General features: G+C 71.5%; 13 protein-coding genes. 1 reads left to right on the top strand and 12 read right to left on the bottom strand.

The window, feature by feature from the left end; all coding sequences use genetic code 11:
• Nucleotides 1-103: 103 nt before the first annotated feature.
• A complete protein-coding gene (locus tag AB0M80_RS41375) occupies nucleotides 104-2,212 on the top strand; it encodes an elongation factor G-like protein EF-G2 (protein WP_364575865.1) in 2,109 nt (702 codons plus the stop codon).
• A 117-nt stretch (nucleotides 2,213-2,329) separates the two neighbouring features.
• Here the strand turns inward: AB0M80_RS41375 and AB0M80_RS41370 are convergent, their stop codons facing one another.
• From AB0M80_RS41370 to AB0M80_RS41315, 12 genes are all read right to left on the bottom strand, one after another.
• Nucleotides 2,330-2,833, bottom strand: a complete 504-nt coding sequence (locus AB0M80_RS41370) for an XdhC family protein (RefSeq protein ID WP_364575863.1) — start codon at nucleotides 2,831-2,833, stop codon at nucleotides 2,330-2,332.
• Nucleotides 2,834-2,846: 13 nt separating this feature from the next.
• The gene (locus AB0M80_RS41365) at nucleotides 2,847-3,116 is read right to left on the bottom strand and encodes a hypothetical protein (RefSeq protein ID WP_364575861.1); all 270 of its coding nucleotides are present in this window, start codon (nucleotides 3,114-3,116) and stop codon (nucleotides 2,847-2,849) included.
• Nucleotides 3,117-3,148: 32 nt separating this feature from the next.
• A complete protein-coding gene (locus AB0M80_RS41360) occupies nucleotides 3,149-3,403 on the bottom strand; it encodes a hypothetical protein (protein ID WP_364575859.1) in 255 nt (84 codons plus the stop codon).
• A 1-nt stretch (nucleotide 3,404) separates the two neighbouring features.
• On the bottom strand, nucleotides 3,405-3,887 hold the full coding sequence (locus AB0M80_RS41355; RefSeq protein WP_364575857.1) for an NUDIX hydrolase: 483 nt from the start codon (nucleotides 3,885-3,887) through the stop codon (nucleotides 3,405-3,407).
• Nucleotides 3,884-5,029, bottom strand: a complete 1,146-nt coding sequence (locus AB0M80_RS41350) for a glycosyltransferase family 4 protein (protein ID WP_364575936.1) — start codon at nucleotides 5,027-5,029, stop codon at nucleotides 3,884-3,886. Before AB0M80_RS41350 ends, AB0M80_RS41355 begins: the two co-directional genes overlap by 4 nt.
• An 18-nt stretch (nucleotides 5,030-5,047) precedes the next feature.
• Nucleotides 5,048-5,965 (bottom strand): phosphatidylinositol mannoside acyltransferase, encoded by a 918-nt coding sequence (locus tag AB0M80_RS41345; protein WP_364575855.1) that lies wholly within the window; start codon nucleotides 5,963-5,965, stop codon nucleotides 5,048-5,050.
• Entirely contained in the window at nucleotides 5,962-6,588 is a 627-nt protein-coding gene (pgsA, locus tag AB0M80_RS41340; protein ID WP_364575853.1) for a phosphatidylinositol phosphate synthase, read from the bottom strand. The genes AB0M80_RS41345 and pgsA overlap by 4 nt, the downstream gene beginning before the upstream one ends.
• A gap of 88 nt (nucleotides 6,589-6,676) precedes the next feature.
• A complete protein-coding gene (locus AB0M80_RS41335) occupies nucleotides 6,677-7,207 on the bottom strand; it encodes a MarR family transcriptional regulator (protein WP_364575851.1) in 531 nt (176 codons plus the stop codon).
• Between the two features lie 95 nt (nucleotides 7,208-7,302).
• Nucleotides 7,303-7,845: an HIT domain-containing protein gene (locus tag AB0M80_RS41330; protein ID WP_364575849.1), complete on the bottom strand. Its 543-nt coding sequence runs from the start codon at nucleotides 7,843-7,845 to the stop codon at nucleotides 7,303-7,305.
• Nucleotides 7,842-9,869, bottom strand: coding sequence for a threonine--tRNA ligase (gene thrS, locus AB0M80_RS41325; RefSeq protein ID WP_364575847.1), 2,028 nt, complete (start codon nucleotides 9,867-9,869; stop codon nucleotides 7,842-7,844). Before thrS ends, AB0M80_RS41330 begins: the two co-directional genes overlap by 4 nt.
• Before the next feature lie 133 nt (nucleotides 9,870-10,002).
• A complete protein-coding gene (locus AB0M80_RS41320; RefSeq protein ID WP_364575845.1) occupies nucleotides 10,003-10,617 on the bottom strand; it encodes a malonic semialdehyde reductase in 615 nt (204 codons plus the stop codon).
• A 172-nt stretch (nucleotides 10,618-10,789) separates the two neighbouring features.
• Nucleotides 10,790-12,313 carry a sugar transferase gene (locus tag AB0M80_RS41315; RefSeq protein ID WP_364575843.1) on the bottom strand — a complete coding sequence of 508 codons (1,524 nt, stop codon included), beginning with the start codon at nucleotides 12,311-12,313 and terminating at the stop codon, nucleotides 10,790-10,792.
• Nucleotides 12,314-13,100: the final 787 nt, after the last annotated feature.

The raw sequence follows: 13,100 nt of genomic DNA, 5'->3' as shown, positions 1-13,100 counted from the left end.
GGGCATTCGGCTGGTCCCGGGAGCCCTGCCTTGCCGTGACCAGGGTAGCGGGTGTGTGATCGAGGACACATCCCGTACGCCAGCCGTTCGCCGAGGAGTCGTCATGGCAGACAAACAAGCCAAGAACGCCGACACCGGGGCCGCCGTCGCTGTGGACGACCCCGCCAAGGTCCGCAACGTCGTGCTCGTCGGCCCGGCCGGTTCCGGGAAGACCACCCTCGCCGAAGCCCTGCTCGCCGCCTCCGGCACGGTGTCGCGGGCGGGCTCGGTGGTCGACGGCACGACGGTGTGCGACCACGACCCGGCGGCGGTCCGCCAGCAGCGCTCGGTCGGCCTCTCGGTCGCGCCGGTGCTGCACCAGGGCCACAAGATCAACCTGATCGACACGCCCGGGTACGCGGACTTCGTCGGGGAGCTTCGGGCCGGGCTGCGCGCGGCCGACGCGGCCCTCTTCGTCGTCAGCGCCGCCGAAGGCGTCGACGCGGCGACGGCCGCGGTGTGGGAGGAGTGCGCCGCGGTCGGGATGCCGCGCGCGGTCGTCGTCTCCCGGCTCGACCACCACCGGGCCGACGCGATGGCCGAGATCGCCGCCTGCCAGGCCGCGTTCGGTGCCGGCGTGCTGCCGCTGTACCTGCCCGCGGGCGACGGCCTGGTCGGGCTGATCACCCAGCGGTACTTCGACTACTCCGGCGGGCACCCGCCGAAGGTCGGCGAGCCCGACCCGGCCGACCTCGAGCGGATGGCCGAGGCGCGCAACGAGCTGATCGAAGGGATCATCGCCGAGAGCGAGGACGAGTCCCTGATGGACCGCTACCTCGCCGGCGAGGAAATCGCCGAGGCCACCCTGATCGCCGACCTCGAGACCGCGGTGGCGCGCGGGTCGTTCCACCCCGTCATCCCGGTGTGTTCGACCAGCGGGATCGGCCTGGCCGAGGTCCTCGACGGCATCGTCCGCGCGTTCCCCTCCCCGCTGGAGCACCGGCCACCCGACGTCACCACGCCGGACGGCGGCCCGCACGCCGCGATCACCGCCGACCCCGCGGGCCCCCTCGCCGCGGAAGTCGTCCGGACGGCGGTGGACTCCTACGTCGGCCGGGTGTCGCTCGTCCGGGTGTTTTCCGGGACGCTGCGCCCCGAGCGGCCGGTGCACGTGTCCGGGCACGGTCTCGCCGAGCGCGGCCACGAGGACCACGACGCCGACGAGCGGGTCGCGCACCTTTACTCCCCCCTCGGCTCGTCCCTGCGAGAAGTGCCCTACTGCGTCGCGGGCGACCTCTGCGCGCTGACGAAGGTCGGCTCGGCGGAAACCGGCGACACCGTCTCCTCCCCCGACGACCCGCTGCTCATGGAACCGTGGGCGATGCCGGAACCGCTGCTGCCGGTGGCGGTGGTCGCGAAGACCCGCAGCGACGAGGACACCTTGGCCCGCAACCTCTCCCGCCTGGTCGCGGGCGACCCGACGCTGCGGCTGGACCGCAACGCCGAGACCGGCCAGCTGGTGCTGTGGTGCATGGGCGAGGCCCACGCCGACGTCGTGCTCTCGCGGCTGCGCGCGGGCGGCGCGGACGTCGGGACGGAACCGGTGAAGATCAGCCTGCGCTCGACGTTCGCCAAGCCGGCCAAGGGACACGGGCGGCACGTGAAGCAGTCCGGCGGGCACGGCCAGTTCGCCGTCTGCGACATCGAAGTCGAGCCGCTGCCGCGCGGCAGCGGGTTCCGGTTCGTCGACAAGGTGGTCGGCGGCGCGGTGCCGCACCAGTTCATCCCGAGCGTGGAGAAGGGTGTGCGTGCCCAGCTGCAGCGCGGGCTGGCCGACGGGCACCCGGTGGTCGACGTCAAGGTGACGCTGGTCGACGGCAAGGCGCACAGCGTGGACTCCTCGGACGCGGCGTTCCAGACGGCGGGCGCGCTGGCCCTGCGCGAGGCCGCGGCGAACGGCCACATCACGATGCTGGAGCCGCTGGAAGAGGTGGCGATCCGGCTGCCGGACGAGCACCTGGGCACCGTGCTCGGCGACCTCTCCTCCCGCCGGGGCCGGGTGCTGGGCACCGAAGCCGGCGAAGGCGGCCGGACGGTGATCAAGGCGGAGGTCCCGGCGGCGGAACTGGTGCGGTACCTGATCGACCTGCGGTCGATGACGTCGGGCACGGCGACGTTCACCCGGCGGCATTCGCGGTTCGAGCCGGTGCCGGAAGGAATGGCGGTCCACTGACCCACCCGGAAAACGGAACTCGCGTGATCAGAGCCGGAACTCGCGTGATCAGAGCCGGTCCGGCTTCGATCACGCGAGTTACGGCCTCAATCACGCGAGTTACGGGGTTCGGGCCGGTCAGAAGGCGAAGCCGCCCGGGCGGCCGTTGCGGTCGGCCAGCAGGCCCGCCAGCGTGGCCAGGGCGATCTCCGGCGGGGTCCGCGAGCCGATGTTCAACCCGACCGGGCGGTGGACCCGGGCGATGTCCTCCTCGGCCACGCCGAGCCCACGCAGCGCCGTCACGTGCGGGCCGGGGTGCCGCGGGTTGCCGAGCACCCCCACCCACCGCGGCTTCCCGTCGAGCGCCGCCTTCAGCACCTCGCCGAGCTCCGGCCGGTGGTGGTCGGTGACGACCACGTCCGCGGACGCGTCGAGCGGGGGCAGCGTCGTCTCGGCCTCGAAGCCGTCCGGGACGTCCGTCGCCCGCGCCGCGTCCGGCTCGTACAGCGACACGTGGTAGCCGAGGTCCCGCGCGAACTTCAGCAAGGACCGGGACACCGGCGACGCGAACACCGCCACCAGGGTCCGCAGCCCCGGGTCGGCCGCAGCCGTGCCGTGGGCGACGTCGCAGGTCTCACTCATGCCGCCCAGTGTGTCAGCCGCCGGCCTGCTCGCCCACCGTCACGCGGAACTGCCACAGGTCGGTCTCGCCCTTCACCAGCACGAGGTACCCGTCGGTCACCCGCAGCACGAGCCGGCTCTGCGGCGACCACGGCCGGCGCGGGCGGTGCTGCTTGGCCAGCAGGTGCGCGTCGCCCTCGGCGCTGTCGCGGTCCGGGTACGGCGTCGCCTCCGCGACCGACCAGCCCCGGCCGTCGCCCTCGCCGCCCTGCTCCTCGATGACCACCCACCACGTCGTGCTCATGCCGGTCCGACGCGCCCGGGCCGCGGAAGGTTTCAGATCTCTTCGAGGACGCTCAGCCGGAAGTGGAACGTCGACGTGCGGCCCTCGACGATCACCAGGTAGCCGCCGGGGCCCCGCAGCACCTTCCGGGACTTCGGCGACCACGGGTACACGGGCTGGTACTCGCGCGCGAGCCGCAGCCCCTCGGCCTCGGCCGTTTCCTGGTCGGCATAGGAAAACGTCTCCGACAGCGACCAGCTCCGGCGGTCACCGGTGCCGCGCTGCTCCTCGACGACCACCCACCACATGTCAGACCTCCGGCTCCGCGAACTCGAAGTACTCCGGCAGCGGCGCGGTCCCGGCCAGCCGGAAGTACCGCACCTTCCGCCGCCGCCGCAGCCGCAGCGTGTCGCGGACGGCGTCGTTGTGGACGCGGCGGGCGATCACCACCCGGTGCTCGGCGTCGGTCAGCTCCTCGGCCAGCTCGGCCGGCAGGCCCGCCCGGTCGACGCGGCTCAGCTGCCACGTCAGCTCGTTCTCCGCGGCTTCCCGGTCGGGCCGGGGCGTCGCTTCGGCGCGCTCGGCCGACGTCCGCAGCGCGGTGTCGCCCAGCACCACGGCGACCGCGCGGGCCACCACCGCCCGGCGGGCCAGTGCCGCGTCGAGGGCGGCCCAGCCGGCGTCCGTGCGGACGTGCAGGCGGTCGAGCCGGTTCGCCGTCGCCACCAGGAACAGCCCGCCCAGCAGGACGATCAGCGCAAGCAGCGGGAGCAGCCAGCCGAGCACGCTCACCGGGCGAACTCCCGCTCCGGCGCCGCGACGCGCCGTGGGTCGGCGGCGACGGCCGCCTCGTAGACGCGCAGCACCTGCGTGGCCACCACCGACCAGTCGTACATCGTGACGCGCTCCCCCGCCGCCGCGGCCAGCGACACCCGGCGCGCCGGGTCGCCGAGCAGCTCGCGCAGCCCGTCCGCGAGCGCGGCCGGATCACCGGTCTCCACGAGCAGCCCGGCACGGCCGTCGTCGAGCACCCGCCGGAACGAGTCGAGCCCGCTGGCCAGCACCGGGGTGCCGGCCGCCATCGCCTCGGTGAGGATCATCCCGAAGCTCTCGCCACCGGTGTTGGGCGCGCAGTAGACGTCGACGCTGCGCAGCGCCTGGGCCTTCACGCCGTTGTCGGCCTGGCCCAGCAGCTCCAGGTGCGCCGCCAGTTCCGGCCCGGCGTCGCGGCGCAGCTGGTCTTCGTCGCCGCGGCCGACCACGACCAGCCGCAGGTCCTCGAACTCCGGGAGGATCCGCCGCAGCGCCTCCAGCAGCACGCCCATGCCCTTGCGCGGCTCGGTGAACCGGCCGACGAACCCGACGGTGCCCCCGGCCCGCGGGTAGCCGGGCAACGGCGTCGCCGAGGAGAAGAACTCGACGTCGACGCCGTTGGGGATCTCCACGGCGTCGCCGCCCGCGTGCTCCACCTGGACGCGGCGGGCCAGCGCGGAGACCGCGATCCGCGCCGTGATCTTCTCCAGCAGCGGCCGCAGCACCGGCTGGAACGCCGACAACGTGCGCGAGCGCGTCGTCGCGGTGTGGAACGTCGCCACGATCGGGCCGTCCGCGATGAGCAGCGCCAGCAGCGAAAGGCTGGGCGCGGCCGGTTCGTGCAGGTGCAGCACGTCGAAGTCGCCTTCGCGGATCCAGCGCCGCACCCGCGAGTAGGACACCGGGCCGAACTGCAGCCGCGCGACCGAGCCGTTGTACGGGATCCCGAGCGCCTTGCCCGCGGGGTGCACGAACTCCGGCAGCTCCGCGTCCTCGTCCGCGGGCGCCAGCACGGACACCTGGTGCCCGCGGGCGAGCAGCGCCTTCGTCAGGTCGATCACGTGCCCCTGGACCCCGCCGGGGACGTCGAACGAGTAGGGGCACACGATCCCGATCCGCATCGGCCGCGCGGCCACCGCTCAGCTCGCTTCTTCGAGGCTGACCCGCTCGGCGGCCTCGAGGTCGGCGGGCCAGAACTTCTGCACCATGTGCCAGTCGGCCGGGTGCGCGGCGATGTCGCCGGCGAAGATGTCCGCCAGCGCCTGGGTCGCGGCCGGGACCTCGGCGCGCGCGGTGACCCGGATCCGCGGGTGCAGCCGGATCTGCCAGCCGTCCTCGGTGAACCAGCAGCCGGCCGGGATCAGCGCCGCGCCGGTCGTCGCCGCCAGCCGGGCCGGGCCGCCGGGCAGCCGGGCCTGCTCGCCGAAGAACTTCACCGGGATGCCGCTCGTGGTGAGGTCGCGGTCGCCCACCAGGCAGACCGCCTTGTTCTCGCGCAGCCGTTTCAACAGCACGCGCATCGCCGAGCTGTCGCCGGTGAGCGGCACGATCTCGAAGCCGAGCGACTCCCGGTACTCGACGAACCGGCGGTAGAGCGACTCCGGCTTCAGCCGTTCCGCCACGGTCGTGAAGCCGCCGAGGTAGTCGGCCAGCCACACGCCGGCGATGTCCCAGTTCCCGCTGTGCGGCAGCGCCATCACCGCGCCGTTGCCCTCGGCCAGGGCCGCGTCGAGGTTCTCCACCCCGGTGATCGAGGCCGCGACCTTGGCGCTGACCTCCTTGTGGTCCATCGACGGCAGCCGGAACGTCTCGTGCCAGTACCGGGCGTACGAGCGCATCGCGCGCCGCGTCAACTCGTCCAGCTCGACCGGGTCGGCCTGCGGCACCACCCGGGCGAGGTTGGCGCGCAGCTGCTGCACGCCCCCGCCGTCGCGGCGGACTGCGAGGTCCGCGCCGAGCGAAAAGACCGTGCTGCCGAACCCGGCGGGCAGCCAGCCGGCCAGCCGCCAGCCCGCCGCATAGCCGAACGCGCTCAGCCGCTCGGTCAGGCTGCTCATGCCCGCTGCTCCCCCGCGGCGGCCTCGCGGGCCGCCTTCGCCACGGCGGCGAAGCGCTGCACCAGCGTGACGATCGATCCGGCGGCGAGCAGCCAGAGCGTCACGTCCACGGTGTACGGGATGCCGAAGCCGTGCAGGCCGGTGCCGACCAGGGCGATGATCAGCCGCTCGGCGCGTTCGACGAGGCCGCCGTCGACCGGCAGGCCGGAGGCGTCGGCCCGAGCCTTGACGTAGGAGATCACCTGGGCGAGCACCAGGCACAGCAGGGCCGCGGCGGCGGCCGGGTGGTTGTCGTCGACGACGAAGCACCACCAGGCGATGGCGGCGAACAGGGCGCCGTCGACCAGCCGGTCGCAGGTCGCGTCGAGCACCGCGCCGAACGGGGTGCCGTAGCCGCGGGCACGGGCCATGGCGCCGTCGAGGATGTCGAGCATGGCGAAGCCCCACACCGTGAAGGTGCCCCACAGCAGGTGGTCGTTCGGGAAGAAGACCAGTGCGCAGACCACCGCGCCGGCGGTGCCGAACACGGTCATGACGTTCGGGGTCAGCCCGGCGCGGACCAGCGCCTGGCCGATCGGATCGGTGACGCGGGAAACGGAGGCACGCGCGAAGATATTGAGCATCGGTTCGTCGAGGCACCTGGCTACGAGGGTCGGGTGGGCGATGGCAGCCTATCGACCCACGTGCGCGCCCCCGACGCGCCGCCCCGGGTCAGCCCGATTTCGTGAGCCGGACTACGTCGGCTTCGTCTTCCCGAGCGTCCTCCGCGGCCTTGGCGGCCGCACACTTCGGCGAGAGCCGACGGCGGATCGCGGCGCTGATCTCACCCAGCGCCGTCACCTGCTCCGGCGTCAGCGGGTCGAAGAGGCTCTCCCGGACGGCTTCGACGTGCCCGGGCGCGGCGGCTTCGAGCGCGGCGAAGCCGGCGTCGGTCAGCACCGCCCAGGCGCCGCGCTTGTCGGTCGGGCACGCCTCACGCCGCACCCACCCGTTCGCCTCCAGCCGCGCGACGGCGTGCGAAAGGCGGCTGCGGGACGCCTGGCGCGCGTCGGCGAGCTCGCTCATCCGCAGCCGGCGGCCGGGGGCTTCGGAAAGGGCGACGAGGACTTCGTAGTAGGTGTGCGGCATGCCCGAGTCGTGCTGCAGCTGCCCCTCCAGGTGCGCGCTGAGCATGCGGGTGGCCGCGTTGAACTCACGCCAGACGCGCTGTTCGTCGTCGCTGAGCCATCGGGTTCCGGACATAACCCCATCATACTCTCGGTTGAACACTCAATCAGGAGTTTTTGCCGGTCAGGGACGGATCGGACGATGGTGGCCGGACGTCTGGGGGCCGTGCTTCACCAGGCGCCGGCCAGCAGGTCCCTCGTCTCCCCCAGCAGCTGCGGGAGCACCTTCGTCTGGCCGATGACCGGCATGAAGTTCGCGTCCCCGCCCCACCTCGGCACCAGGTGCTGGTGCAGGTGCGCGGCGATCCCCGCACCCGCGACCACGCCCTGGTTCAGGCCGATGTTGAACCCGTGCGCGCCGGAGGCCGCGCGGATCACCTGCATCGCGTGCTGCGTGAACTCGGCGACCTCGCGCGTTTCCTCCACCGTCAGCTCGGTGTAGTCCGCGACGTGCCGGTACGGCACCACCATCAGGTGCCCGGGGTTGTACGGGTACAGGTTCAGCACCGCGAACACGACGTCGCCGCGGGCGACAATCAGACCGGTTTTGTCGTCCAGCGAGGGGATCCGGCAGAACGGGCAGCCGGACTCTTCGTCGCCGTCCGGCTTGTCCTGGCCCTTGATGTAGGCCATCCGGTGCGGGGTCCAGAGGCGCTGGAACGCGTCCTGGACCCCGGCGCCCTGCTGTTCCACGAGCTCGGGACCGTCACTCACCGAACGACCGTCTCCAGCGCCTCGGCCGACGGCGAGGCGTTCTCACGGCGCTCGACCCACTCCGCGATCGCGTTCACCGCCGCGTCCACCGGCACGCCGTTGATCTGGCCGCCGTCGCGGAAGCGGAACGACACCGCGCCCGCCTCGACGTCCTTGGCGCCGGCCAGCAGCATGAACGGCACCTTCTGCGTGGTGTGCGTGCGGATCTTCTTCTGCATCCGGTCGTCGCTCGCGTCGACCTCCGCGCGGATCCCCTTGGCCCGCAACGCCTTCTCGACGTCCTGCAGGTACGCCACCTGGTCGGCGGTGATCGGGATGCCGACCACCTGCACCGGCGAGAGCCACGCCGGGAACGCGCCCGCGTAGTGCTCGGTCAGCACGCCGAAGAACCGCTCGATCGAGCCGAACAGCGCGCGGTGGATCATCACCGGCCGCTGGCGGGTGCCGTCCGGCGCGGTGTACTCGAGCTCGAACCGCTTGTTCTGGTTGAAGTCCAGCTGGATGGTCGACATCTGCCAGGTGCGGCCGATCGCGTCCTTGGCCTGCACCGAGATCTTCGGGCCGTAGAACGCCGCGCCGCCCGGGTCCGGGACCAGCTCGAGGCCGGAGTCGACGGCGGCCTGGCGCAGCGTCTCGGTGGCCTCCTCCCACTCCCAGTCCTCGCCGATGAACTTGTCGGAGTCCCCGCGGGTGGACAGCTCGAGGTAGAAGTCGGAAAGGCCGTAGTCGGCGAGCAGGTCGAGGACGAACTTCAGCAGCGACCGCAGCTCGCCCGGCATCTGCTCCTTGGTGCAGTAGATGTGCGAGTCGTCCATCGTCAGCCCGCGCACGCGGGTCAGGCCGTGCACCACGCCCGACTTCTCGTAGCGGTACACGGTGCCGAACTCGAACAGCCGCAGCGGCAGTTCGCGGTAGGACCGCCCGCGCGAACGGAAGATCAGGTTGTGCATCGGGCAGTTCATGGCCTTGAGGTAGTAGTTCTCCTCGTCGAACTGCACCGGCGGGAACATGGTGTCCGCGTAGTAGGGCAGGTGGCCGGAGGTGTGGAACAGCTCGCCCTTGCTGATGTGCGGGGTGTTCACGAACTCGTAGCCGGCCTCCTCGTGGCGGCGGCGCGAGTAGTTCTCCAGCTCACGGCGGATGATGCCGCCCTTGGGGTGGAACACCGGCAGGCCGGAGCCGATCTCCTCGGGGAAGGAGAACAGGTCGAGCTCGGCGCCGAGCTTGCGGTGGTCGCGGCGCTCGGCCTCGGCGACGCGCTCCAGGTAGGCGTCCTGCGCCTCCGCCGACTCCCACGCCGTGCCGTAGATCCGCTGCAGCTGCGGGTTCTTCTCGCTCCCCCGCCAGTACGCCGCGGCGACGCGGGTCAGCTTGAACGCCGGGATGAACTTGGTGGTCGGCACGTGCGGACCACGGCAGAGGTCACTCCAGACACGTTCCTTGGTGCGCGGGTCGAGATTGTCGTAGATGGTGAGTTCACCCTCGCCGACCTCCATCACCTCGGCCGTGTCCACTTCGGACTTGAGGTCGACGAGCTCGAGCTTGAACGGCTCGTCGGCCAGTTCCTTCTTGGCCTCGTCGACGGAGTCGAAAACGCGCCGCGAGAACTGCTGGGCGCCCTTCACGATCTGCTTCATGCGCTTTTCGAGCGCCTGCAGGTCCTCCGGGGTGAACGGAGTGTCCACGGCGAAGTCGTAGTAGAAGCCGTCCTTCACCGGCGGGCCGATGCCGAGCTTGGCCGCCGGGAACTGCTGCTGCACGGCCTGGGCGAGCACGTGGGCCGCCGAATGGCGGATGACGCTGCGCCCGTCCTCGGTGTTCGCGGCGACGGGTTCGACCTCGGCGTCGGCTTCGGGAGCCCAGGCGAGGTCGCGCAGCTTCCCGTCGGCGTCGCGCACGACGACGATCGTGTCCTCGCCCTTGGTCGGCAGGCCGGCTTCGCGGACCGCCGCGCCCGCCGTAGTGCCCGCCGGTACCACCACGCGGGAGGCGGCCACGGGGGAAACGGGGGGCGACTGGGACACGATCGGCTCCTCGAGCTGGAGTGACAGAGATGACGCCGTCGATGCTAGCCGTCGGCCCGCGCGCGCCTCACGCGCGTGGCGCGAACGCGAGACAGGCCGCCTCCGGGTCCGGAGGCGGCCTGTCCGAGCGAGGTCAGAGGGTCTCGACGACCTGGTCGAAGTCCAGCCGCGGCAGGCGGTCGAACCACGGGTTCTCACCCGGCTTGCCGACGTTGACCACGACCAGCGAGCGCCACTTCTTGTCCGCGAAGAACTCGTCGTCGACGCCCTGGGCGTCGAAGCCGGTCATCGGGCCGGCGGCCAGCCCGGCGGCGCGGACGCCGATGATGAAGTAGCCGACCTGCAGCAGCGAGTTCAGCTTCGAGAACTCGACGCGGCCCTGCTCGTCGGAGAAGTTGTCCTTGACCCCCGGGTTGTGCGGGAACACCTGGGGGATGTTTTCGTGGAAGTCGACATCCGCGGCGAGCACGACGGTCAGCGGAGCGGCTTCGGTCTTGTCCCGGTTGCCCGGCGCCAGGTGCGGGAGCAGGCGGGCCTTCGCCTCGGCGGTCCGGAGCACCAGCGCGCGCAGCGGCTGCGTGTTCATCGACGTCGGGGCCCACTTGACGAGGTCGTAGATCGCGCGGACCTGCTCCTCGGTCACCGGCTCGGAGCTGAAACTGTTGGCCGTGCGCGCCTCGCGGAACAGCAGGTTCTGCACGTCCTCGGGGAGCTGAAGGGCCTCGGTCTGCTCGGCAAAGGTGGTCATGGGGCTGCGCTTCCTTCCGTTGGTCGGTACCCCGTGCAACCAGGTTGAGCGTTGAACTATTTCGCGTTCAACTACTTTGTGCCGGTGAAGCGGATCACAGAACGGACACGGCCGCCGACTCCCCCGCAGGCGGGAGTCGGCGGCCGTGGTGCGCAGACGCGGCGAGGACGGGTCAGTAGGCGCCCTGCCCGCCCATCACCGCGCGGAACGTCTTCCAGAGGATCATCAGGTCGAGGGCGAGGGACCAGTCCTCGACGTAGCGCAGGTCGAGCCGGATGCTCTCCGCCCACGTGAGGTCGCTGCGCCCGCTGACCTGCCAGAGGCCCGTCAGGCCCGGCTTGACGAGCAGCCGGCGCCGCGCGTCCGGCGCGTACTGCGCGGTCTCCTCCGGCAGCGGCGGCCGCGGACCCACGAGCGACATCTTCCCGGACACGACGTTGAACAGCTGGGGCAGCTCGTCGAGCGAATACCGGCGCAGCAAACCACCCACCCGGGTGATACGCGGGTCGCGCTTCATCTTGAACAGCGGGCCCGCGCCCTCGTTGTCCGTCGCCAGCGCCTGCTTGATCTCGTCGGCGTTGGTGACCATCGTCCGGAACTTGAGCATGGTGAACGTCGCGCCGTCGCGGCCGACGCGGCGCTGGCGGTAGATGACCGGGCCGCGGTCGTTCAGCTTGATCGCGACGGCGATCACCAGCAGCAGCGGCGACAGCAGGGTGAGCAGCAGTGCCGAGCCGCAGCGGTCGACGATCTCCTTCACGACCCGGCGGCCGCCGGTGAACATGGGCGCGGTGACGCGCAGCAGCGGCATGCCCAGCACGCCGGTGACGTTGAGCCGGGGCCCGGCGACCTCCATCAGCACGGGCGCCACGACCATCTCGGCGCCGGTGCCCTCCATGTCCCAGGCCAGCCGCTGCAGCCGCTTCGGCGTCCAGTACTGGTCGGCGGTGATCGCCACGACCCGGTAGCCGCCGCGCCGCACGTAGCGGGACAGCTCCTCCAGCCGCCCGACCACCGGGACGCCGTCGATCTCGCCGCTGTCGCGGTCGGCGCCGTGGCCGCTGAACGTGCAGGCGGCCTCGACGCGCCAGCCCACGTGCACCTCCGAGCGGGTGCGGGCGATCAGGTCGGCGACCGTCTCCGGGCTGCCCGCCGCCATCACCGGCAGCAGGCAGAGTCCCTTGGCGCGCTTGCGGTGCAGGATCTGGCGCAGCAGGTACCGCTGCGGGAAGGCGACCAGCGCGATGGCCGGGACGACGACGAACACCCAGGCCTGGACCTCGAGCGCGCCGAACAGCAGGCCGCCCAGCGCCACCAGGACGGCGGCGGTGAGGAAGCCGCGGCCGAGGGTGCGGTACTCCTCCGCGCCTTCGCCGAGTACGCGCGGGCTCCAGGCCCGGCTGACGGGCAGGGAGACGAACACCGCGAGCATCGTGCCGAAGGCGTGCATGTCGTGCGGGGCAACGCGATCGATGACGAACGCGCTGATTGCGATCACCAGCAGCGTGATGAAGACATCGCTGCCGATGACCCAGGCTCTGTACCGCGCTTCCCAGGCCGCGGGCCACGCCTTGGCGGGCGGGGCTCCGACGTCACCGGGGTGGGTGTCCCGCTTGGCGGGACGCGGGATGGCCTGGAGGTCGATGTGCGGCGGTGGCTGGCTCACCGTGTACGAAGGCCGCACCGACTCTTCCATCTGACCTCCAGGGAACTGGATCGAGTTGATCCGCAGGCACGCAGCGTCACGAGAAATGATTTCGAAGAGTTACGACATCTCAGTGGTCGCGCAGAGCCCGCGGAAGCTTCACACGGCAGGTTATCGGCGACTCTCTGGCCAGCGTTACAAGGATTTCCAGCCACACGCTGCGCGACATCCCCGCCAGAAAATGGCCGGAACATAACGAGATGATGACGATGAGTAATAGGGCGTATCCCCATGAAAATTACGTTCCGTAGCGGACAGGGCGATGCCCGCACCCGGCTGGACCAACTCGGCCGAACGGCCGAACGCGCCCGGTGAAATCTACAGTGGACACTGCGCATCTCCGGTGGGTCCACAGTGGACCCCGCGACACCGAGGGCACCGGCCGCGCGGACCCCGCGGCGACCGACAGTGACATCCATCGCCCCACCGTCACGCGCGACAGTTTTGTCACACGTCCCCGCCGAGCGTCCACGCAGCCCCAGGTGCCGAGGATCACATCGGACCTCCCACGGGCTGACGTTCGACAGAAAACCGCCGCAGCGGCAAAGTCCGAAGGCAGTTCCGGCAGGCCCCGGCAGCCGGGGCGCGAACTGCTCCCATCAGCTCATACGAGTAATCCGAACGGATCGTTCACTCCGCTTGACGCGAGCTCACCGCAGAACGCGGGCACACGGGGGTCCGGGGGCTCGCCCCCGGCGGAGGCGTGGGGGGGGGGGGGCCCCCCCCCCCCCACATGTGTTCACCCCGGTGGGTGGGAGCAAGCCGTGCGCTCCCCCGG

The sequence above is a fragment of the Amycolatopsis sp. NPDC051045 genome, from assembly GCF_040682955.1.
GTDB lineage: Bacteria > Actinomycetota > Actinomycetes > Mycobacteriales > Pseudonocardiaceae > Amycolatopsis.
The sequence above is the reverse complement of the archived record's forward strand: the minus strand, read 5'-3'. Positions and strand labels throughout refer to the sequence as shown.

Coding starts and splice junctions, on each gene's coding strand:
- AB0M80_RS41375 (WP_364575865.1), top strand. CDS start 104: ATGGCAGACAAACAAGCCAAGAACGCCGACACCGGGGCCGCCGTCGCT.
- AB0M80_RS41315 (WP_364575843.1), bottom strand. CDS start 12,313: ATGGAAGAGTCGGTGCGGCCTTCGTACACGGTGAGCCAGCCACCGCCG.
- AB0M80_RS41365 (WP_364575861.1), bottom strand. CDS start 3,116: ATGAGCACGACGTGGTGGGTGGTCATCGAGGAGCAGGGCGGCGAGGGC.
- AB0M80_RS41360 (WP_364575859.1), bottom strand. CDS start 3,403: ATGTGGTGGGTGGTCGTCGAGGAGCAGCGCGGCACCGGTGACCGCCGG.
- AB0M80_RS41350 (WP_364575936.1), bottom strand. CDS start 5,029: ATGCGGATCGGGATCGTGTGCCCCTACTCGTTCGACGTCCCCGGCGGG.
- AB0M80_RS41335 (WP_364575851.1), bottom strand. CDS start 7,207: ATGTCCGGAACCCGATGGCTCAGCGACGACGAACAGCGCGTCTGGCGT.
- AB0M80_RS41320 (WP_364575845.1), bottom strand. CDS start 10,617: ATGACCACCTTTGCCGAGCAGACCGAGGCCCTTCAGCTCCCCGAGGAC.
- AB0M80_RS41345 (WP_364575855.1), bottom strand. CDS start 5,965: ATGAGCAGCCTGACCGAGCGGCTGAGCGCGTTCGGCTATGCGGCGGGC.
- AB0M80_RS41370 (WP_364575863.1), bottom strand. CDS start 2,833: ATGAGTGAGACCTGCGACGTCGCCCACGGCACGGCTGCGGCCGACCCG.
- pgsA (WP_364575853.1), bottom strand. CDS start 6,588: ATGCTCAATATCTTCGCGCGTGCCTCCGTTTCCCGCGTCACCGATCCG.